At 73.5% G+C, this 22,245-nt stretch carries 15 protein-coding genes; 5 read left to right on the plus strand and 10 right to left on the minus strand.

Annotated elements, in window-relative coordinates; all coding sequences use genetic code 11:
* The 9 genes from C6W10_RS25305 to C6W10_RS25345 form a co-directional block, all read right to left on the minus strand.
* The gene (locus C6W10_RS25305; RefSeq protein WP_107264268.1) at positions 1 to 1,206 is read right to left on the minus strand and encodes a substrate-binding domain-containing protein; all 1,206 of its coding nucleotides are present in this window, start codon (positions 1,204 to 1,206) and stop codon (positions 1 to 3) included.
* Between the two features lie 145 nt (positions 1,207 to 1,351).
* On the minus strand, positions 1,352 to 3,070 hold the full coding sequence (locus C6W10_RS25310; RefSeq protein WP_107261090.1) for a serine/threonine-protein kinase: 1,719 nt from the start codon (positions 3,068 to 3,070) through the stop codon (positions 1,352 to 1,354).
* A 116-nt stretch (positions 3,071 to 3,186) separates the two neighbouring features.
* Positions 3,187 to 4,749 carry a fused MFS/spermidine synthase gene (locus C6W10_RS25315; protein WP_199853741.1) on the minus strand — a complete coding sequence of 521 codons (1,563 nt, stop codon included), beginning with the start codon at positions 4,747 to 4,749 and terminating at the stop codon, positions 3,187 to 3,189.
* Positions 4,750 to 4,785: 36 nt separating this feature from the next.
* Positions 4,786 to 5,829 carry a hypothetical protein gene (locus tag C6W10_RS25320; RefSeq protein ID WP_107261094.1) on the minus strand — a complete coding sequence of 348 codons (1,044 nt, stop codon included), beginning with the start codon at positions 5,827 to 5,829 and terminating at the stop codon, positions 4,786 to 4,788.
* A 323-nt stretch (positions 5,830 to 6,152) separates the two neighbouring features.
* Positions 6,153 to 6,974, minus strand: coding sequence for an inositol monophosphatase family protein (locus tag C6W10_RS25325; protein ID WP_107261096.1), 822 nt, complete (start codon positions 6,972 to 6,974; stop codon positions 6,153 to 6,155).
* Positions 6,967 to 7,419: a response regulator gene (locus C6W10_RS25330; protein WP_107261098.1), complete on the minus strand. Its 453-nt coding sequence runs from the start codon at positions 7,417 to 7,419 to the stop codon at positions 6,967 to 6,969. The genes C6W10_RS25325 and C6W10_RS25330 overlap by 8 nt, the downstream gene beginning before the upstream one ends.
* A gap of 29 nt (positions 7,420 to 7,448) precedes the next feature.
* The gene (locus C6W10_RS25335; protein ID WP_234361414.1) at positions 7,449 to 9,152 is read right to left on the minus strand and encodes an ATP-binding protein; all 1,704 of its coding nucleotides are present in this window, start codon (positions 9,150 to 9,152) and stop codon (positions 7,449 to 7,451) included.
* Entirely contained in the window at positions 9,149 to 10,375 is a 1,227-nt protein-coding gene (locus C6W10_RS25340) for a PP2C family protein-serine/threonine phosphatase (protein ID WP_369930567.1), read from the minus strand. The genes C6W10_RS25335 and C6W10_RS25340 overlap by 4 nt, the downstream gene beginning before the upstream one ends.
* Before the next feature lie 190 nt (positions 10,376 to 10,565).
* Positions 10,566 to 10,925, minus strand: coding sequence for a hypothetical protein (locus C6W10_RS25345; protein ID WP_107261102.1), 360 nt, complete (start codon positions 10,923 to 10,925; stop codon positions 10,566 to 10,568).
* Between the two features lie 102 nt (positions 10,926 to 11,027).
* Here C6W10_RS25345 and C6W10_RS25350 point away from each other — a divergent pair, with 102 nt between their 5' ends.
* The gene (locus tag C6W10_RS25350) at positions 11,028 to 13,421 is read left to right on the plus strand and encodes a M28 family peptidase (RefSeq protein ID WP_234361415.1); all 2,394 of its coding nucleotides are present in this window, start codon (positions 11,028 to 11,030) and stop codon (positions 13,419 to 13,421) included.
* 268 nt (positions 13,422 to 13,689) lie between these two features.
* On the opposite strand, the gene C6W10_RS25355 is transcribed toward C6W10_RS25350, so the two are convergent.
* Complete coding sequence (locus tag C6W10_RS25355) at positions 13,690 to 15,981, minus strand: glycoside hydrolase family 9 protein (RefSeq protein WP_107261106.1); 2,292 nt, start codon at positions 15,979 to 15,981, stop codon at positions 13,690 to 13,692.
* Between the two features lie 586 nt (positions 15,982 to 16,567).
* Between C6W10_RS25355 and C6W10_RS25365 the strand changes: the two genes are divergently transcribed.
* From C6W10_RS25365 to C6W10_RS25380, 4 genes are all read left to right on the plus strand, one after another.
* Positions 16,568 to 17,524 carry an FAD-dependent oxidoreductase gene (locus C6W10_RS25365; protein WP_107261110.1) on the plus strand — a complete coding sequence of 319 codons (957 nt, stop codon included), beginning with the start codon at positions 16,568 to 16,570 and terminating at the stop codon, positions 17,522 to 17,524.
* Between the two features lie 218 nt (positions 17,525 to 17,742).
* The gene (locus C6W10_RS25370; protein ID WP_107261112.1) at positions 17,743 to 18,126 is read left to right on the plus strand and encodes a hypothetical protein; all 384 of its coding nucleotides are present in this window, start codon (positions 17,743 to 17,745) and stop codon (positions 18,124 to 18,126) included.
* Between the two features lie 176 nt (positions 18,127 to 18,302).
* Positions 18,303 to 18,959 (plus strand): HNH endonuclease family protein, encoded by a 657-nt coding sequence (locus C6W10_RS25375; RefSeq protein ID WP_107261114.1) that lies wholly within the window; start codon positions 18,303 to 18,305, stop codon positions 18,957 to 18,959.
* Positions 18,960 to 19,032: 73 nt separating this feature from the next.
* Entirely contained in the window at positions 19,033 to 22,245 is a 3,213-nt protein-coding gene (locus C6W10_RS25380) for a BTAD domain-containing putative transcriptional regulator (protein ID WP_107261116.1), read from the plus strand.

The following is a 22,245-nucleotide window of genomic DNA, read 5'->3' on the forward strand; positions in this document are numbered from 1 at the left end:
TCAGCCCTTCATCGCCACGGCCGGCGGCGCCGTCTCGTCCGGGGTGAGCACCTTCTGCGACTCCGCCTTCATCGCGTCGCCGGTGCCGCTCAGCCTGGCCTGGAACATCGGCTGGAGCAGCGCGTGGTCCTCGGCCCGGACCGTCATCTTGCCCTTGACCCCGTCGAAGCTCCAGCCCTCCAGGCCGGTGACCATCTTGTCGACGTCGTCGCCGCCCTCCTGCACCGCGCGGACGATCATCTGGGCGGCGGTGAAGCCGTCCGGGTGGAAGAGGTCCAGCACCCCGCCGGGTACGGCCTGCTTGGCCGCCTGCGCGGCCGGGTTGTCGGCGGCGCCGTCGAAGAAGTGCGACAGGAAGGAGATCTTGGTGCCGGCCGCCCCGAAGGTCGGCCAGGAGGCCCGGATGTCCAGCCCGGTCACCACGGTGGTGGAGCCGAGTACGCCCTGCTGGTCGAGGGTCTGCCACATCGCCGGGGCGGTGGTGCCGGCCCAGGCGACGAAGAGCAGGTCCGGCTTGGCCGCCGTCAACTGGCTGGCGAACGGGGTGAAGTCGGTGGCGCTGGCCGGGGCGAGCACGCTGCTCACGGTGGCACCGGCGCCGCCGATGACCGCCTTGACGGCCGCCTCGTTGCTCTTGCCGAACGCGCTGTCCTGGGCGAAGACCACGACCTTCTTGCCGGCCGCGTCGCCGATGAAGGACTTCGCGGTCTGCACGTCCTGGTACGACTGCCGCCCGGACCGGAAGGTGTACCTGTTGACCCCGGTCGCGCCGTCGGTGGCGGCCGGCCCGGAGATGAAGAGCACCTTGTTCTGCGCGGCGATCGGCGCGACCTGGAGCGCGACGCCGGAGGCGGTCGAGCCGGCGAGGATCTTGTGACCCTTGCCGATCAGGTCCTTCGCCGCCGAGACCGCCTTGGCGGGGTCGCCCGCGTCGTCGACCTCGGTCACCTCGACCGTACGGTCACCGATCTTGTTGGTGCCGTCGGTGGCGTACGCCAGTCCGGCCCGGAACCCTTCGATGTACTGCTTGCCGTAGCTGGCCAACGCGCCCGACTGGGAGTACACCAGGCCGACCTTGACCGGTGCGGCGCTGTCGCCACCGCCGCTCGCGGTCTCCTGCGGGCTGCCACAGGCCGTCGTGGCGAGCGCCCCTACCAGCAGCGTGGCGGCGGTGACCAGTACCCGCCGCGTCGTCCGGACCGTCATCATCGCTCCACGTGGGGGTGAAGGTGGGAGAAGCATCGTCGGCCCACGGTAGAAGTGACGTCACGCACGTGCTATGTGGCTGCAACCCACAAGTAACCGGCAGGGGATGGCCCGCGCAGCCAGGCCACCGGGTGGATCGGCTGGGTCAGTGCTTCGGGCCCTTGCCCTTCGGCGGCTTACCCGGGCCCTTGCCCTTCGAGCCGGCGCGTTCCGGCCCGGCGCCGGAGGACTCCGCACCCTTCGAGCCGGTGTTCTTCGCACCGGCGCCGGGTCCGGGCTGACCGGCGGACCGGTCCGGCGGGGGCGGGGTCGCCGGTGCCACCACGCCGACCGCCCCGCCGGCCGCCGCACCGCCGGTCTCGCCCGGCACGGTGGAGACCCGGGCCGCACAGGCGGTCTCGCCGAGCCGGAACTCGACGGGCAGCGGGTTGCTGCCGGCGTGGCTGCCCACCAGCCCGAACCGGGTGGCGCCACCGGCCGGCAGGGTCGTCTCGGGGCCGGACGCGGGGCGGAGCAGCACCTCCCGGCCCTGCTGCCGGGACTCCGGCGACGGGTGCCGGGTGAGCACCTGCTCGGCCGGGAAGGCGAAGCGCAGCGTCCAGTCCCGGACCGCCGTGACGCCGAGGTTGGTGACCGTGACCTCGGCCTGGAACGACCGGCCGGTGTCCGCGCGCAGCACGTAGTCGACCCGGCACGGTGCGGTGCCGCCCATCGCCAGGTTCGTCGCCCCGCCGGCCGGCTCCGAGCCGTTGGCGGCGCCCGCCCAGACCGCCCCGCTCACCGCGAGCAGGCCGACCCCGACCGCCGCGACCCGGACCCGGTTACCTCGCCGCGCCGCCGGCCGGCGCAGCCGGACCGGCAGCGGCAGCGGGTCGGTCGCCGACCGGGGCAGCATCGCGGTGTCGGAGTGCGCCGGCGCGACGTGCTGGCGTTCGGCCGGCGCCGATTCGTCCCGCTCGGCCCGCCGGGACGGCGTGGCCGGGGTCGGACCGGCGGTCACCGGCAGCACCACCCCGGCCGCCCGGGCCAGGGTACGGGCCAGCTCGGCGCTCTCCGGCCGCTCCTCCGGCGCCTTCACCAGGCAGCGCGCGACGAGTTCCGCCACCTCGGCCGGCAGCCCCGGTACCGGTGGCATCGGCGCCGGCTCGGCGTAGAGGTGCGCCCGCAGCGTCTGGGTACGGGTCGACGCCCGCCACGGCATCCGGCCGGTCAGCGTCCGGTAGAGCAGCAGGCCGAGCGCGTACACGTCGGTGGCCGGACAGACCTCGCCCAGGTTGAGCCGCTCCGGAGCCACGTACGCGGGCGTGCCGTAGAGCCCGCCGTCGCCGTCGCCGTCCCGCTCGCCGACCAGCGCCGAGATTCCGAAGTCGACGACCTTGGCGCCCATCGCGGTGAGCATGACGTTGCCCGGGGTGATGTCGCGGTGCACCACTCCCCGGGCGTGCGCGGTGGCCAGTGCGGCCGCCACCTGGGCGCCGAGCACGACCGCGTCCCACCAGGGCATCGTGCCCTCGCGGTCGAGCCAGTTCGCCAGCGTCTCGCCGTCGACCAGCTCCATCACCACGTACGGCACGGTCCGGCCGTACCGCACCGACTCGCCGTAGTCGTAGACCCCGGTGATGTGCGGGTGGCAGAGCCGGGCCGCGGCCCGGGCCTCGGTGCGGAGCCGGTGCCGGAAGGACCGGTCGGTGGCGAGTCTCGGGGCGAGCATCTTCACCGCCACCGGTCGGCCCAGCACCTCGTCGTGGCCCCGCCAGACCACCGACATGCCGCCCTCGCCGAGCTCCTCGATCAGCCGGTAGCGGTCACCGACCAGTTCCGTGCCGTACCGCTGCGACCCGCCCCACCTGCCCCACCCGGTCATGAGGATCTCTCTTGCCCGGACGGCGCCCGGCTACACCTACCGGAGGGGATTCGTCTCCGTCGGTGGTCGACCGGTCGCGCGGCGCGGCGCCGCCCGGCACCGGACTGAGCGGCGGGTCAGGCGGTGGCGAGGAGCTGGTCGACCGGGGCGTACTCGTCGGTCAGCACCATCGCGTCGTCGACGAACTCGTCGAGCGCGGGGCCGGAGAGCACGGTGACGGGTTCCTCCGCCGAGGTGATCAGGCGTTCCCGTACCTGCTGCACCGGCAGCGGCCGGTCGGAGGCGAGGATCACGAAGTTCGCGCCCTGCGAACCGGCCAGCGCGGCCGGCGGCGCGACCAGCGCGATGTGTGGGAACTCGGCCGCCACGGTGGCGATCTCGGCCCGGATGAAGCGCAGCGGCGGGTGGTCGATCACGTTCTGCGCGTAGATGCCGCCGGGGCGGACCACCCGGCGGACCTCGGCGGCCATCTCCCGGGTGGCCAGGTGCCAGGGCACCACCAGGTGCCCGAACGCGTCCCCGACCACCAGGTCGGCGCTCTGTCCGGCCCGCTCCCCGATCAGCATCCGGGCGTCGCCGACCCGGGCCGACAGCTCCGGGCCGGTCCGCACGTCCAGCTCGCGGCGGCCCAGCTCGACCAGCTCGCCGTCGATCTCGTAGACCTCGTTGCGGGTGCCGGGCCGGGTCGCGGTCAGGTAGCGCGGCATGGTGAAGCCGCCACCCCCGAGGTGTACGGCCTGAAGCGGTGCCCGGGCCGGTGCCATCACGTCGGCGACCGCCCCGATCCACTTGGTGTACTCGAACTCCAGGTGCCCCGGATCGGCGAGGTCCACATAGGAGTGCCAGGCCGAGTTGAGCACCAGCAGCCGGCCGGTGGAGTTCTCCGGGTCCGGCTCGACCGAGGCGCAGTGGTACGCCGTCTCCACGTCGCACGGGGTCGGCGCGACGGCGGTGAGCGAGGCGCCGGCCAGGCCGAGCACGGCCGCGGCGGCGGTGAGCCGGGACGGCTTCGGCAGCGTGTCACGGAGCTGCCGGCGCAGGTAGCCGGCGAGCACCAGCCCGGTCACCCCGAGCAGGACCGCCAGGCTGATGATGATCACGGTACTCGGCAGGGCGGCGACCAGCACGAAGCCGGTACCCAGCGTCGCGGTGATCGCGCCGAGCGTGCCGATGCTGGAGAGCCGCCCGACCACCTGCCCGGTCTGCCGCAGATCGCCGAGTTGCAGCTTCACCACCAGCGGGGTGATCGAGGCGAGCAGGGCCGCCGGCAGAAAGATCGCCAACGCGGTGAGCAGCAGGATGCCGACGGCGGCACCGCCGCGCAGCACCTCGCCGGCGTACCGGACGATCGGCAGGGTCAGCGCGGTGCAGATTCCGGCGAGGATCAGGGCCGGGGCGAGCAGCCGGCGCGGGTCCCGGCGGTCGGCGAGCCACCCGCCGACCCAGGCGCCGTACGCGATCGCGGCCAGCGCCACCCCGATCACCGAACTGGTGACCTGGAGGGTGACCCCGACGTACGGGCCGACGAGCCGCAGCGACGCCGTCTCCAGGACGAGTACGGCACCGCTGGAGACGAAGACGAGGGTGGCCGCCAGGCCGGTCGGCAGGGCCCGGGCCGGTGATCCGGGTGGCTCGTCGGCGACGGTGGTGGCCGCCACCTCAGGTGGTGAAGAGTCCATCGCAGCGATGGTACGCATCCCACCGGCGGCTCCGGGCTACAACATCGACAGATGAACGTGGTTCGTGTGGTCGGAGGCTGGATCACCGTTGCCGTTGTACGCCCGCCAGCCGTTGCCGGGCATCCAGATCTGCCTGTACCAGATCACGTAGAGCACGCCGAGCCGGTCGGCGTTCTTCACGTAGAAGGCGGCGAGGTTGTTGCCGTAGGTGCGGTCGCCGCCGCTCGCGTCGACGTTCTCGAAGCCGCCGGGCGCGGCGGAGAAGTCGCAGGCGCGGCCCTTGGGGTGCTCACCGCCGCCGCCGCTGCGGTGGCAGGAGGCGTGCCGCTTGAAGTTGTTCGCCTTGGCCTGGTTGAGCGCGTGCAGGGTGCGCGGCGTGATGCACCCGCTGGTGGTCGGGTCCTTGATGCTGCACGACTCCTTGGGCCAGGAGCCGTCGGAGTTGCGCGGGGCGGGCTTCGCCAGCGGCGAGTTGGCGCTGATCAACCCGCCGGACTGGCCGCCGCCGACGGCGGCGAGGGCGCGCTCGGCGTCCTTCTTCTTCCGGGCGATGACCTCGACCTGCCGCTGCTGCTCGCGGACCTCGGCGTCGATCGCGTTCTTCGCCCTGGTCGCCTGGTCGAGCGCGTCGGCCAGCTCGCGGAGCTTCCGGTCGTCGCGCTGGGCCAGCACTTCGAGCCCGGCGGCCCGCTCCACGAACGACTGCGGCGAGGCGCTGTTGAGCAGGGCCGAGATCGGGGTGAGCCGGCCCCGGCGGTACGTCTCGGCGGCGATCACCCCCACCTCCTGGGTGAGGGTGGTGATCCGGGCCTGGACCTGCTTGAGCTGCGTGCCGAGCTGGCTCTGCCGCTTCTTCGAGCTGTTCAGCTTGGCGGTCGCCTCGATGTGCCCCTTGGAGGCGGACTCCAGGGCGTCCCGGAGCTTCTTGGTGCCGCCCTCGTCGCCGGGCGAGCTGGGTGCGGCGGCCGCCGGGGCGGCGACCGGCCCGACCAGGGCCGCGGGGGTGCCGACGAGGAGCGCGGCGGCGACGAGCAGCGCCGCGGATGGACGCCGCAGCCGGGCGATGGCCGTTGTGCGCACGAAAGCCGTTCCTTTCGTAGGCCGCCGACCCCGAGGGGTCCACACTGACCAGTGAACCGTTCTCGACCTGCCCCTGTGCTCGGACGGACCGCACGGTCGGACGCGGTCCGTGAGCGCCGCTCGGTTCAGGTGGGAACGGTTCGTTCGGCGGCGGCCACCGCCGGCACCCTCGACGGTGCCACCTGGCGGAGACCGCCGGTCAGCCTACCGGAAGCCGGCCGCGCTGTCGGCCCACGGACGAGGCACCGCAATACCATAGAAAACGGATTATAGCCGGCGAACGGATATTCCTGCCTGAACTGCCGCTGGTCCCACCGCTCCGGTCAGGATTCGGCCAGCAGGGCGTGCTGCACGGTCTCCCAGATCGACTCGTTGGCGGCCACCAGCAGCCCGGTCCGCCCGTCGGCCGGGTCGTACGGGCTGCCGTCGAGCCGCCGTACCACCCCGCCGGCCGCCTCGACCAGCAGCGCTCCCGGGGCGTGGTCCCAGGGCAGCGTCCGCCAGAAGATCGCGAACTGCTGCCGATTGTCCACAATGTCCGCATATTCCTGACCAGCACAGTGTTGTCCATGCAGCACCGCACCGATCCGGTCCGCCCCGGCGGCCACCCGGCCCTGTAATTCCACCGGCAGGAACCGGGTCGCCACCACACCGCGCAACGACCTGGCCGGCAGCGGCTCGGCGGTGGTCCGCACCGGTTCCCCGTCCCGGTACGCCCCGTCCCCGGCCCGGGCCACCAGCAGGCGGTCCGCCATCGGGTCGAGGATCCAGGCCGCCTCGGTACGCCCGGCCCGCCGCCGCGCCACCATCACCGCGAACGGCTCCCGCCCGGCCGCGAAGTTCGCCGTACCGTCCAGGGGATCGACCAGCCACACCTCGGCCGGCCCGCTCAGCCGCTCCAACACCGCCGGATCGGCCGCCACCCCCTCCTCGCCGACCACCTCGGAGTCCGGCCGGAGCCGGCGCAGCTCGGCGCCGATGATCTCCTCGGCCCGGCGGTCGGCGACCGTCACGACCTCGCCGGGAGCCTTCTCCGAGACGTCGGCGTCGGCCAGGTGCCGGAACATCGGCAGGATGGCGTCGGCGGCGGCCCGCCGGAGCAGCGCACCGACCTCCTCCACCAGCCGCGAATCGGGGTCAGCCACGCGGCGGAAGCTTCACGACGCTGACGAAGAACTCGTCGATCTGCCGCACCACCGAGATGAACCGCTCGAAGTCGACCGGCTTCGTCACGTACGCGTTCGCGTGCAGTTGGTAGCTGCGCAGGATGTCCTCGTCCGCCTGCGAGGTGGTCAGCACCACCACCGGGATCCGGCAGAGCTGCTCGTCCCGCTTGATCTCGGCCAGCACCTCCCGGCCGTCCCGCCGCGGCAGGTTCAGGTCGAGCAGGATCAGGTCCGGGGGGACGGCGTCGGCGTACTCGCCCTCCTGACGCAGGTAGGCCAGCGCCGCCGCGCCGTCGGAGACCACGGTCAGCCGGTTGCGCAGCTTGTGCTCGTCGAAAGCCTCCTGCGTCATCAGCACGTCGCCCGGGTCGTCCTCGACCAGCAGCACCTCGATCGGGCTCCTGCCGTCCGCCGGTGCCGTCATCGGCCCCTCCTCGTCGATCCGCTCATCCGTCAGACAGTCTGCTTCATGTCGCCGGCCGGCCGGGCCGACTCACCCGCCGGTGTGGCCTCGGCCTCGCTCTCGGCCGGCGCCTCGGCCTCCGGCGCCGACGGGGTCGGCTCGGCCCCGTCCACGCCCGGGGCCTCGGACGGCTCGGCCGACTCCCGCAGCTCCGGTGGCACCGGAAGGGTGAACCGGATCATCGTGCCCTCGGTGACCGCCTCGGGATCGACCCAGACCCGGCCACCGTGGTACTCGACGATCTTCTTCACGATTGCCAGCCCGATCCCGGTGCCCGGATAGGCGTCCTTGGCGTGCAGCCGCTGGAAGATCACGAATATCTTGTCGGCGAACTCGGGCTCGATGCCGATCCCGTTGTCCTGACAACTGATCTCCCACTCGTCGCCGAGCCGCCGGGCCGAGATGTGCACCTTCGGCGCGACGTCCGGGCGGCGGAACTTGAGCGAGTTGCCGACCAGGTTCGCCAGCAGGTTGGTCAGCAGGGTCTCCTCGCCCCGGATGACCGGCAGGTCCGACCAGGTGAGCTCGCCGCCGACGTACTGCCGGGTCGGCTCGGTCTGGCCGGCGACCTCGCTCATCACCGCGTTCAGGTCGACCTCGGTGAACCCGCTGGTGAGCCGGCCGATCCGGGAGAAGGCCAGCAGGTCGTTGATCAGCCGCTGCATCCGCTGCGCCCCGTCCACCGCGAACGCGATGTACTGGTCGGCACGCTCGTCGAGCTTGCCCGCGTACCGGCGTTGCAGCAGCTGGCAGAAGCTGGCCACCTTGCGCAGCGGCTCCTGGAGGTCGTGCGAGGCGACGTAGGCGAACTGCTCCAGGTCACGGTTGGACCGGACCAGCTCCTCGGCCTGCCGCTCCAGTTGGCTGTTGACCCACTCGATCCGTTCCCGCGCCTGGCGTACCTCGTCCAGGTCGGCGGCGATCCGGCGGCGCATCCCGTCGATGTCACCGGCCAACGCGGCCAGCTCCGGCGGCCCGACCTGCTCGATCTCCCGCTGGTACGCCCCGCCGGCCACCTCCCGCACCTGGCCCGCCAGCGTGGTGACCGGCCCGATGACCAGCCGGTTCAGCGAGGTCATCAGCGCGAGCCCGGCCAGCACCACCACGATCGCGGCCAGGATCAGCAGCAGCACCAGGGTGTTGCCGGTCGCCCGGGCGTTGCGCGCGACGCTGTTGCGCAGCTCCAGGATCGACCCCTGCAACGCCTCCACCTCGCCGCGCAGCTCGGTGAAGCGGGCCCCGGTCTGGGCGGTCAGATGCGCCTGTGCGGCCTCCGGCCCGCTCCGCACGGTCAGCTCGATCGCCGGCTCGGCCACCGCCTCCCGCCACTGCCGGGCGTGGTCCCGCACCGTGTGCAGCTCGCGGCGGATCTCCGGCTGGTCGGTCAGCAGCGCGTCCATCGAGGCGATCAGCGCCGTCTCCCGCTTCAGCCCCTCCCGGTACGGCGCCAGGTCGGCGTCGTTCGCGGTGACCGCGTAGCCGCGTACCCCGGTCTGCTGGTCGACCAGGGCGCTGAGCAGCGCCTGACCGTCGGTGCGCAGCGGACCGGTCTTGGTGAGCAGGGTGTCCAGGTGTTGCCGGTTGCTGGTGGCGACGACCGCCGCGCTGACCGCCAGCATGCCGAGCACCACACCGACGACCACGCACAGTACGGCGACCCGACGCCGCAGCGTCCAGCGAACCCGTGCCTTCACCGCCCCTCCCCCCGGCAGACCAGCAGCATCGCCACGTCGTCGGAGAGCGGGCCGCCGTTGTGTTCCTCGGCCCGCTCCACCAGCCAGCCGGGCAGCTCCGGCAGGCCCACCCCACGGGCCCGCGGATCAGCCACCAGCCCGCTCAGTCCGGGTACGTCCAGCCGCTCGTCGCCGTCGCCGATCCGGCCCTCGACGAGCCCGTCCGTGTACATCAACAATGACCAGTCCTCGGTGTCGAAACGCAACTCGTGGGCGACCGGCGGCCGGGGCCGTACGCCGAGCAGCAGCCCGTGCGGGGCCGGTACCGGCGCCACCCGGCCCCCGGCGAGCAGCAGCGGCGGAGGATGCCCGGCGAGCCGTACGGTGGCCCGGTTGCCGGCCAGGTCCAGCCGGACGGCGGCGACGGTGGCGAAGATCTCCCGCCTCGACCGCTCGCTCATCAGCACCTGCTCCAGCGCCGGCAGCACCTGCTCGTCGGGCACCCCGGCGAGCACCAGGGCCCGCCAGGCGACCCGCAGCTCGACGCCGAGCGCCGCCTCGTCGACACCGTGCCCGCAGACGTCGCCGACGATCAGGTCGATCCGGTCCGGGGAGGTCTGCACCACGTCGTAGAAGTCGCCGCCGATCAGGGCCTCGTGCCGGCCGGGGCGGTAGAAGGGGTGCACCTGCACCAGGTCGGTGTCGATCAGGGGCTGGGGCAGCAGGCCGCGCTCCAACCGGGCGGACTCGGCCTGGCGCAGCTCCACCTCGCGCAGCCGGCGGGTGTTCTCGTCGGCCCGCTTGCGCTCCACCGCGTAGCGCAGCGCCCGGGCCAGCAGAACCCCGTCGACCTGGCCCTTGACCAGGTAGTCCTGGGCGCCCTCGGCGACCGCACCGATGCCGAGGTGCTCGTCGGAGCGGCCGGTGAGCACGCAGACGGCGGCGTTGCTGGACATTCCGAGCACCTGGCGGAGCCCGTCCAGGCCCTGCGCGTCCGGCAGGCCGAGGTCGAGCAGTACGCAGTCGACGCCGGAGATCTTGGACCGGGCACCGTTCAGGCTGTTCGCGACGAGCAGGTCGATCCCCTCGCCGGTCTCGGCGAGCAGCTCGCCGACCAGGAAGGCGTCGGCGTCGTCGTCCTCGATCAGCAGCACCCGCAGCCGCTCCCGGGGCGGCAGTTTGGCGTGCCGCCCGAGCCCGCCGTGCGGGTACGACGGTGCGGGTACGACGGACGACCCGGTCACCGGGCCGCCCCCACCCATCCGGTCACGACGCCTCCTCGCTCCGTTCCTCGCCGCCCCGACCGTCCCGCTCCGGCACGGGGTCCTGCGTGCCCCGTGCGGTCGTGCCCGGCCCACGCCGACGATCCGCGCCGATCCTGTACCACCCAACGCTGCCACACAACACAGGTAGCGCCGACACGGTGCCCGGACGTCACCTCGGGGCTTCCGCTCCGGAGGCGTCCCGCCGGCGTACCCGTTCGGCCTGCTCCGCGATCACCTGACCGAGCACACCGTGTAGCCGGCCGCAGTCGAGGCAGTGCAGGTTCTCGTCCAGCCGCCGGCTCCCGCAACTCGCGCAACCGCCCCGGTCGGCCCGGTCCCGGTAACCGGCCAGCGCCTCGGCCAGGGCCCGGGCCAGATGCGGGGTGAGCGTGATCGTCGCAGCCTCGCCGCCGGAGCGGACGTCGACGACGCCGACCGGTGCCGCCGCCGGCTCGGGGTCGTACGGCGCCACCCGGGCGACGAAATCGCGCAGTACGGCGACGGGATCGGTCACTCGGTACGTGGACATGGGTATCACGCTATGCGACCGGCCGCCAGCAGGGTGACCCGGCCGGGCGGGCGGCGGCCGAACCGCGATGATGGCAGTCGCTGCCGACCCCTGGAGGCACCCGTGCCCAGCCCCGACACCCCCCACTCCCCCGTCCGTCTGCCCGCCGCCGAACGGGCCCTGGCCCGGCCCCGGCGCCGGCTGACGGCCGCGCTGGCCGCCGTGGCCGCGCTGGCGGCGGTCGGCGTGCTCACCGTGCTCGGCGTGGGTACGCCCGACCCGGCCGGCCTGGACGCGCCGGCCGACGAGTTCAGCGCGGACCGGGCGTACCAGCACCTGCGGACCGTCGCGGCGGAGACGCATCCCGCCGGCAGCCCGGCCGCGGAGCGGGTACGGGGCCACCTGGAGCGCACCCTGCGTGACCTCGGTCTCACCCCGGAGTCGCAGGACACCGTCGCCGAGGAGGCGGGGCAGCTCAGCGGCGGGTCGGGCGGCGCGACGCTGGCCCGGGTCCGCAACGTGGTCGCCCGGATCCCCGGCACCGATCCCACCGGCCGGGTCTTCCTGGTCGCCCACTACGACTCGGTACAGGTCGGGCCGGGCGGCAACGACGACGGGGCCGGCACCTCGGCACTGCTGGAGGTGGCCCGCGCGCTGACCGTGGGCGAGCGCCCCCGCAACGACGTCGTACTGGTCTTCACCGACGCCGAGGAGGCGTGTCTCTGCGGTGCCTCGGCGTTCGCCGCCGACCATCCGCTGGCCGCCGACGGCGGCGTGGTGCTCAACCTGGAGGCGCGGGGCAGCACCGGTCCGGTGATCATGTTCGAGACCTCGCTGCGCAACGCCGGGCTGGTGGAGGTCTTCGGCCGGGCCGCGCCGTACCCGGTGGGTACCTCGTTCGCGGTCGAGGTCTACCGGCTGCTGCCGAACGACACCGACTTCACCGCCTTCCTCGACCACGGCTTCACCGGGCTGAACGCCGCCTACATCGACGGTGCCGCGCTCTACCACACCCCGCTGGACACCCCGGCCAACGTCGACCGGGGCAGCCTGCAACAGCACGGTGCGAACGCCCTCGGGCTGGCCCGGGAGTTCGGCGCGGTCGACCTGACCCGGCTGGACGCCGACGGGGACGCCACCTACTTCCCGCTCCCCGGCGTGCTGGCCCGGTATCCCGGCTGGCTCACGCTGCCGCTCGCGCTGCTGGCCCTGGCCGGGGTCGGCGTACTCGGCTGGGCCGTCCGGCGGCGCGGACGCGCGACCTGGCCCGGGCTGGCCGCCGGGTTCGGGCTGGCGCTGCTGCCGATCGTGCTCGCCCCGGTCGGGGCGCAGCTGCTCTGGGCCGGGATCACCGCGATCCGGCCGGGCTACGCGACGCTGCTCGACCCGTACCGTCCACTGTGGTATCGACTGGCGGTGGTGGCGCTCGCCGCCGCCGTGCTGTTCGGCTGGTACGCGCTGACCCGCCGACGCGTCGGCCCGGCGGCACTCGCCGTCGGCGGGCTGGGCTGGCTGGCCGTACTCGGGGTGCTGCTCGCGGCCGTGGCGCCCGGCGGGGCGTACCTGGCCACCCTGCCGGCGCTGGCCGGCGTACTGGCCGGGCTGGCGGCCCTGGCCGTACCCCGCAACGGCCCGTGGCCGGTGGTCGCGGTGACCGCCGGCGCGGCGGTCGGGGTACTCGTGCTGCTACCCACCGTCGTGCTGCTCTTCCCCGCGCTCGGGATGGCGATGGGCGGGGTCGGGGCGCTCTTCGCGGTGCTGCTCGGGCTGGCCGCGCTGCCGGTGGTCGACCTGCTGCACCCGGCGGCCGGCGGCCAGCGCGGGATGGCCGCGCTCCGGGCCCGGCGACGCGGCGCGCTGCCCGCGCTGGCCGCGCTGCTCGGCGCCGTGCTCTGCGCCGGCACCGGCCTGGCCGTCGACCGGTTCGACGCCGGGCACCCGGTGCCGACCCACCTGATGTACGCGCTGGACGCCGACACCGGCACCGCCCGCTGGCTCAGCGAGGAGACCGACCCGCAGCCCTGGACCGACCGGTACGTCGACGGCCCGACCCGGATCGACGACAGCTTCCCGTTCTTCGGCGACGAGGAGCTGCGCGCCGGCCCGGCCGAACCGGCCACCCTGCCCCCGCCCCGGCTCGACCCGCTCGCCGACGTCACCGAGGCCGGGCTGCGTACGCTGCGCGTCCGGCTGGTACCGCAACGCCCGGTACGGTTCGCCGCGCTGCACGTCGATCCGGCGACCGCCGACGTCGTCTCGGCCCGGGTCGCCGGCCGGGAGGTCCGGGTCGACGGTCCGGAGCCGTTCGGTGTGGTGTTCCACGCCCCACCGGCCGAGGGGATCGAGATCGAGCTGCGGTTGCGCCCGACCGGCGGCGGTCCGGTGCGGCTGCGGGCGATGGACGGCAGCGACGGCCTGGCCGGACTGCCTGGCTTCCGGCCGCGGCCGCCCGGCGTCGGCATCGTCGGATCGCACAGCTCGGAACTGGTCGCGGTGGCCCGGACGTATCCGCTCTGAGCCGATTCCCGGCGCGGATGTGACGCCGGAGGCGGGTCCGGCGCTGTAATAGCCGAGAGATGGAAAGTCGGCGGCCGGAACCGCCCACCGACGAACGCCTGCCCTGCGGCGGGCGGTTCCGGCCGCGCACAGGTTTGCGGCCCGGACCGAGCCGGCGAAACGCCGGTCGGCCGGGTCGAGGACCCACCGACCCACAACGGGCCAGGTGCGGTGGGGCGGTCCCCGGCCGGCGGTCACCCGCCGACCGGGGGCTTCGCCCGTCGGGCGGTCAGTGCCGGCGGTTGCCGGCGTCGCCGTTGTCCTGGTCGGCGATGAAGGCCGCGATCCAGGCCAGCGGGGCGTTCCAGTTGATGGTCAGCTCGTTCGTCGACCAGGACTCGATGTCGTCGATGTAGCAGAACTGCGGCGCGCAGCCGCGCAGCTTCTGCTGGGCGACCGGGTCCTGGATGGCCGAGTTCGGGCCGCCGGAGAGGGTGCCCCGGGGCGGGTTGGGCAGGTCGGGGTTGAGCTGGCGGGCGTACCAGCGGCTGTGCTGGTTGCGCGAGGCCACCTCGCCGTAGCCGGTCACGTACGACTGGTTCAGGGCGTTGCGGCCGAGGATGTAGTCCATCGTCTCCAGTACGCCGTCCCGGTAGCGGTCCTTCCCGGTCAGGTCGAACGCGGTGGCCAGCACGATGGCGTTGTTGACGATCAGGTTGTTGGAGCCCCAGTCGAAGAGGTTGTCCGACGGGCTGTACGGGATGCCGTACGGGTGCGCCCGCAGGGTGGCCAGGTAGCGGTCGGCGCCCTGGGCGACCGAGGCGCGTACCCGGGCCCGGTCCGGCAGGTTGCTCGGCACCGTCGCCAGTTGCAGCCGGCCGAGCGCGGCGGTGTTGCCCCAGTCCATCCCCCGCTCCCGCCAGACGTCGCCGGTGTGGTGCGGCGAGGCGAGCACGAAGTCGCGGTACTCCTTCGCCCCGGTGCTCAGGTAGAGCTCGGCGGCGGCCCAGTAGAACTCGTCGGTGACGTCCGCGTCGTTGTACGCGCCGCCGCCGTTGGCGTCGGCCGGGTCGGCGTAGCGCTCGGGGTTGGCCAACGCGGCCGCCCAGGCCGTCTTGGCGGCGGCCAGGTTCCGCTCGGCGAACTTCCGGTCGTACGGCTTGAAGACCCGGGCCGCCTGTGCGGCGGTGGCGGCCAGGTTGAGCGTGGCGGCGGTGGACGGCGGGTGCAGTTCGCGCCGCTTCTCGTCGAGGTGCGGCAGCAGCGGCAGGCCGGTCCAGGAGTCGTCGTGGATCTTGTGGTGGGCCATCCCGGCCAGCGGCTTACCGGCCGGCACCTGCATGCTGAGCAGGAACTCCTGCTCCCAGCGCGCCTCGTCGAGGATGTCCGGCACCCGGTTGCCGCTCTCCGGCAGGTTCAGGGTGCGGTCGCCGAGCCGCCACGGCTGCCCGGTGCGGGCCCGGGTCGAGCGCTCGTACTCGCTCATCAGCTGGTGCACCGAGATGCCGCCGTTGACCACGTACTTGCCGTGGTCGCCGGCGTCGTACCAGCCGCCGGAGACGTCCAGGGTGTAGTCGCAGACGCCGGGCTGGCAGGGTACGGCCGTGTCGCCCTGGTTGGGTGCCACCCCGACGTGTCCGGCCGGCCGGCCGTAGCCGGGGCGGAGCGCGTCGGAGATCTCGATGCCGCTGCGCTGGGTGTAGTAGAACTTCAGCGCGTCGGTGCGGAGCTGCTCGTAGAAGTCGGCACCGATGTCGAAGGGCCGGCTGGTCTCGCCGTCGGCGGTCAGCGTGTAGCCGGTGCCGGGGCGGGTGAAGTGGCCGAAGTCGATGCTGTGCACGTTCTGCCCGGAGGAGCGGTCCAGGCCGCGCGGCGTCGTCCGGCCCTGCTTGACGAGCCGGCCGGCGCCGTCGCGGAGCTGGTAGGGCAGCGGGCCGGTCGCCTCGGTGACCACTGTGGCGTTCTTCGGCCCCTTCGGCAGGTAGCCGACCTGGTTGACCCGGACCCTCGGGCCGGTGTCCGGGACGTAGACGTCCGGCTCGGCGCCGCCGGTCAGCGAGACGTTGTCCAGGCAGACCGTCCAGGGTTCGGCGCTGCCGCCGAGCTGGAAGACGACCTGGGCGTTCGGCAGGTCGACCGGGGAGGTGAAGGTGTAGCGGTACTCGTTGCCGGAGACGCTCAGCTCGGGGCTGGCCGACAGGTACTGGGTGTACGGGTCGACCGGCAGCTGGACCAGCGCCCGGCCGACCCTGTTCGGGGTGGCCTGGCCGAAGAACCGGAACTCGTACGACTCACCGGCGACCAGCGCGACGTTGTCCTGACCGATGATCACGTCCCAGGGGTTGACGGTGCCACCCGGTATCCCGGCGCAGAGCTGGCCGGTGCTGGAGTCGAGGGTGAGGTTGGCCGTGCCCCACCAGGGGGCGTGGCCGTCGTCGAAGGTGCCGTTGACGATCTGCTCCGGCGCCTCGTCGGCCGGGGCGGCGACGGACGCGACGGGTGCGGTCAACACGGTGGCGGCGAGGGCCGCGACGGTGGCCGCGGCGAGCGGAACGGTACGCGGCGAGCGGGGTCTGAGCACGTCATTCCTTCCGGTGGGCGCGGTGACCGGTGGCCGGCACCGCCGGGCGGGGTGGTACGACGTGGAGCAAGATCTATGGAAGCGCTCCCAGTCCGAGAATACCGGGAGATTGACATCGAGTTTCCGGCCTGTCAACCGGCTCCCCACCGCCACCGCAGCGGATGACCACGATAAATCCCGCCGAAGCGGGACAGCCCGGCTCCGTCCACCCCGGACGACCGACCGATCGGCCGACCGACCGCCCACCGACCGGCACCGGCGGGCCGGCACCCGCGCCGACCGGCGTACCGGCCGACCCGCGCGGCACCTCGGGCCGGGCCAGCCACCACAACCACACGAAGCCCTACGACTACTAACGGTAGTCGTGGGCGGTCGCACTCGAATGAACTCCCTGGTCTCCGCGAATTCGGCCGACCCGCTCGCCCGGAGTTCCACCACCGACGGTAATTCACACCCGCAATTTCCAGCTTCCGCGCGCCTCGGCGAATCCGTATTGACGCGTCGAGCTGTCGAGCGCCGCCCGCGCAACCAGGTATCCGCCAGCAGCCGGCCGCTCGACGGGTAAGACCTCCGTTAATATGGCCTAATGGCAACATCCCGACGGCCCGACGTTCTGGTTATCGGCGCGGGCGTCATCGGACTGTCCACCGCGGTCCGACTCGCCGACGCGGGGCTCTCGGTCCAGATCCGGGCCGCCCGGCCGCCACAGGAGACCACGTCCGCCTCCGCCGGGGCGAGCTGGGGGCCGTACGAGCTGACCGACGAACGCGTCCTGCACTGGAGCGAACAGACCCGGCTGACCCTGGAGAAGATCGCCGAGGACCCGACGGCCGGGGTACGACTCGTCCGTGGCCTGGAGGTGGCACCATTCCCGCTGGAGCCGCCGGCCTGCGTCCGCGACCTGAGCGACTTCGAACTGTGCACCCCCGACGAACTCCCACCCGGTTACGTCAACGGCTGGCGTTACACCAGTCCACTGGTGAACATGCCGACCTATCTGGAATATCTCACCGAGCGCCTGATCGGTCAGGGCGGCGATATCGAAATCGGCGCCATCGGCTCTTTCAAGGAACTCGCCGGGGCCGCCGAGGTACTGGTGAATTGCACCGGACTCGGTGCCCGCTATCTGGTCCCGGACGACCAGGTCTATCCCACCCGGGGCCAATTGGTGGTCGTCGACAATCCGGGAATAGAGACGTTCTTCCAGGACTGGGCCGAGCACGAGGACATGACCTACATCCTGCCGCACGGCAACCACGTCGTACTCGGCGGCAGCGCGACGCCCGGCTCGGAGGACCTCACCCCGGACCCGGCCCGGGCAGCGGCGATCGTCGAACGCTGCGCCGCCGTCGAGCCGCTGCTCCGGGGCGCCCCGATCCGGCGCATCATGGTCGGGCTCCGGCCGAGCCGGCCGAGCGTACGGATCGAACGCGATCAGGTCGACGGCACCGTCCTCATCCACAACTACGGTCACGGCGGCTCGGGGCTCGCCCTTTCCTGGGGATGCGCCGACGAGGTGCTGGCGCTGAGCGAGTTGGCCTGACCGGAGCCGCGAAATCGCCCCCGTTCGGAATGGACCGCGGAAATGCCGGTCGCACCCGTGCCGTCCGGGCGGGAAGTCGACCGCAGAGCCGCCGATATCCGACTGACAGGCAGGGCGGACTGTTAAACGATGGCGGCACGACAGCCGGTAGGGTCCGCGCGGTTGACCCGCCGCCGCAGAGCCACGGTCCGCCACGGGAGAGGCACGGTGAGAAACCCATGATCCGCAAGTACGGAAAGGCCCTCGCCGCCGTCGCCGGGGCGGCGCTCACGGTCGCGTACGGCGCGCTCTCCGGCGACCAGCGCGTCGAGCCGGACGAGGCAGTGCAGATCGCCATCGCCGCCGCGACCGCGATCGGTGTCTACCTGGTGCCGCTGACCCCGCAGTACCGGTGGGGCAAGACCGCCGTCGCCGTGGTGCTGAGCGTGCTCCAGGTGCTGGCCACGGTGATCCTCGGTGGACTGGACTCCAACGAGTGGATCGCGCTGCTGCTCGCCGCGCTGACCGTGCTCGGTGTCGGCGCGGCGCCGGCCGTCTCCAACAACGGCACCAGCAACTCGACGCCCCGCCAGCCCACCCCCACCAGCAGCCAGCCGGCCTGACCGACCAGGTCGGCGCCGGGCGCGGCCCGTCCTGGACCGGACGGGCCCGCCGCCCGGCACCGATCGCCCGGGATTACGGCCCGCGTCGACGGTCCGTCACGCGACCGTGGCGGTCCGGTCACGATGATCGGTTACGTTGATCTCTCCCGTACCCCCAGAGCCTTCGGGAGGCATCCGTGCCGTTCATCCGACGTCGCCGTATCCGGCGCACCCTCACCGCCACCGCCGCCATCACGGCGATCACCGCGTCCCTGCTGGTCGCCACCCCGGCCGGCGCCGCCCCGCCCGGCATCCCCGCCAAGGCCACCGCCCAGTCCAACCTGAACGCGCTCACCGTCGCCACCCAGGGGTCGATGACCGGCTACAGCCGCGACCTCTTCCCACACTGGAGCACCGTCAGCGGGGCCTGCAACACCCGGGAGACGGTGCTGCGGCGCGACGGCAGCGGGGTGGGTGTGGACAGCTCCTGCTACCCGACCTCGGGCAGCTGGTACAGCCCGTACGACGGGGCGACCTGGAGCGACCCGGCCGACGTCGACATCGACCACATCGTGCCGCTCGCCGAGGCATGGCGCTCCGGGGCCAGCTCGTGGACCACCAGCCGCCGGCAGTCCTTTGCCAACGACCTGAACGGTCCACAACTGATCGCCGTCACCGACAACGTGAACCAGGCCAAGGGCGACCAGGACCCGTCCACCTGGAAGCCGAGCCGCACCGCCTACCACTGCACGTACGCCAAGATGTGGATCCGGACCAAGTACAACTGGGGCCTGCGGTTGCAGTCGGCGGAGAAGAGCGCACTCCAGACCATGCTGAACACCTGCTCCTCCTGACCGACCTGACGATGTTGGCGAACGTCGCCGCCGTGGCGGCGACGTTCGCCCGCGACTTCCGTAGCCTGGGTCGGTGCGATTCGGGGTGTTGGGGCCGCTGGCCGTCTGGACCGACCACGGTGCGCCGGTCACCATCCCCGGCCGGAAGGTGCGGGCCCTCCTGGCCGACCTGCTGATCTCGCCGGGACGCCCGGTCTCGATGGACCGGCTGGTCGAGGACCTCTGGGGTACGGCGGCGCCGGCCGACCCCACCGCCGCGCTGCACGTCCGGGTCTCGCAACTGCGCCGGGCACTGGCCGGAGCCGAGCCGGACGCCCGGGACCTGGTCGTCTCGCGGGCACCCGGGTACGAGCTGCGGGCCGGCCCCGACGCGGTCGACGCGGCGACCTTCACCGCACTGCTCGGACAGGCGCAGGCGGCCGACGGCCCGGGTACCCGGGCCGGGCTGCTCGCCGACGCGCTGGCCCTGTGGCGGGGTCCCGCGCTGGCCGACTTCGCCGACGAGGAGTTCGCCCGTACCGCGGTGGCGCGCTGGGAGGAGCAGCGGGCCACCGCCGTGGAGGCGTACGCGGAGGCGCGGCTCGAACTCGGCGAGCACGCCGAACTCGTCGGCGAGCTGACCGAGCAGGTGGCCCGGCATCCGTACCGGGAACGGCTGCGGGCGGCGCAGATCCGGGCGCTGCACCGCTCCGGCCGCACCGGCGAGGCGCTGGAGAGCTTCCAGGAGCTGCGGCGCGGCCTCGCCGATGAGCTGGGACTCGACCCGGGGCCGGAGTTGGCGGCGCTGCACCGGGCGATCCTCGCCGGTGACCCGGCCGAGGACCCGCCCGCACCGGCCCGGCGGCGGTTGCGGGCCGGCACTGCCCTGCCGGCACCGGTGACCGAGCTGATCGGCCGCGACCACGCCGTGCGGCGGGTACGCGAACTGCTCACCGCCGGCCGGCTGGTCACGCTGACCGGGCCGGGCGGGGTGGGCAAGACCAGCGTGGCGACCGAGGTCGCCCGGACGCTGACCGAGGCGTACCCGGACGGGGTCTGGCTGGTCGACCTGACCACCTGGGACGGGTCGGGCGAGCCGGCCGAGCCGCTCCTCGGCGTACTCGCCATTCCGGACGGTCCGGACGGTGCGGAGCCGCCGGGCGAACGGCTGGTGACCGCCCTGCGGGAGCGGCGGACGCTGCTGGTGCTGGACAACTGCGAACACGTCGTCGAGCCGGTGGCCGGGCTGGTCGGCGAGCTGCTGCCGGCCGCACCCGGGCTGCGGGTGCTGGCCACCAGCCGGGAACCGCTGCGGCTGCGCGGCGAGACCCGCTGGGAGCTGCCGCCGCTGGACCTCCCCGACACCGACGACCCGGACCGGCTGGCCGGGTCCTCCGCCGTGCGGCTCTTCCTGGCCCGCGCCGGTCTGGAACCGGCACCGGAGACGGTCGCCGAGGTGGCCGAGGTGTGCCGGCGGCTGGACGGCATCCCGCTGGCGCTGGAGCTGGCCGCGACCCGGGTACCGGTGCTGGGCGTGGCCGAGCTGGCGGCCCGGTTGCAGGTGCCGCAGGACCGGTTCGGGCTGCTCGCCACCGGCCCGCGCGACGCACCGGCCCGGCAGCGCACCCTGGCCGCGGTGATCGACTGGAGCTGGCAACTGCTGACCGAACCGGAGCGGGCGGTACTGCGCGGGCTGGCCGTGCACTCCGGCGGCTGCACGCTGACCGCCGCCGAGGCGGTCTGCGCCGGAGACGGCACGCCCGCCGGTGAGGTGCTGGAGCTGCTGGCCGGGCTGGTCGACCGTTCGCTGGTGGTACGCGCCAGCGCGCCGACCGCCGGCGACGGGCCCCGGTTCCGGCTGCTGGAGTCGGTCTCCGCGTACTGCCTGGTGCGGCTCAGGGAGGCCGGCGAGGAGGAGTCGCTGCGACGCCGGCACGCCGACCACTACCTGGCGCTGGCCGAGCGGGCCGACCCGGAACTGCGCGGTCCCGGCCAGCGGGAGTGGCTGCGCCGGCTGGACGCCGAGGCCGCGAACCTGCGGGCCGCCGGGGAGACGTTCCGGCGCGAGGGTGCGGCCGAACCGGCGCTGCGGCTGGCCAGCGCCCTGGTCTGGTACCGGTTCCTGCGCGGCCGGCTCACCGAGGCCCGTCGGGCGCTGGCCGGCGCGCTCGGCGTACCCGGTGAGGTGCCGGACGTGGTCCGGGCCGGCGCCGAAGCGTGGCACGCCGGCCTGGCGATCCGGCAGGGTCAGGCCGGTCCGGAGCTGGCGGCGGAGGTGCTCCGCGGCTACGACAAGGTGCCGGACCCGCTCGGCCGGGCCCGGGCGGAATGGTTCCTCGCCATGTCGACGATCGACTTCGGGGATCTGACCGGCACCGGCGAACTGCTGGCCCGGGCGCTGGAGACGTTCCGGGCCGCCGGGGACCGGTGGGGCGAGGCGGCGGTGCTGAGCAACCGGGCGATGCTCGGGCACATCCGGGCCGACCCGGCCGCGCTGGAAGCCGACGCCCGGCGCGGCGCCGAACTCTTCACCGAGATCGGCGACGACTGGGGGTTGCTGCAAGCGACCGACTGGCTGATCGGCCTCGCCGACCTGACCGGCGACCGGGCCGAGGCGGCCCGGCTGAGCCGGCAGGGCCTGCGGATCGCCGAGGAGCTGGGGCTCTGGTCCGATGTGGCCGGTCGGCTCGGCTGGCTCGGTTGGATCTCGACGCGGCTCGGCGACCACCCGCGCGCGATCGAGTACGCCGAGCAGGCGCGGCGGTTCTCCGCCGAGCAGGGGCAACTCTCCGGCGAGGTCTTCGCCACCATCACGCTGGCCTTCGCCGCCCGCCGCGACGGCCGGCTCGACCTGGCCGACCAGCATCTGCGTTGGCTGCTCGCCACCGGCCGGCAACAGCAGAGCGGGGACGGGCACCCGCCGTACCTGGCGATGGTGCTGATCGAACTCGGCCTGTTGACCGGCGAGCGCGGTGATCCGGCGGCGGCGCTGGCCTGGCACCGGGAGGCGTTCGACGTCGCCCGGGCGCAGGATTCGGGGCCGGAGATGGCGTCCGCGCTGGCCGGCATGGCCGACGCGCTGGTCCGGGCCGGGCGGGCCGAGCTGGCCGGACAACTGCTCGGCGCCGCCGACGCCGCCCGCCGGGGGGCCGACTACCGGCTCGCCGACCCGGACCGGGTCGAGCTGGACCGGCTCACGGCGGCGGTCCGGGCCGCCACCGGGCCGGACTTCGACAGGCTCTTCGCGGACGGTGGCGGTCTCACGACGGCTCAGGCCCGGTCCCTGGTGGACGGGGACCGGGCCTGA

The sequence above is a fragment of the Plantactinospora sp. BB1 genome (genome assembly GCF_003030385.1).
Taxonomy (GTDB): domain Bacteria; phylum Actinomycetota; class Actinomycetes; order Mycobacteriales; family Micromonosporaceae; genus Plantactinospora.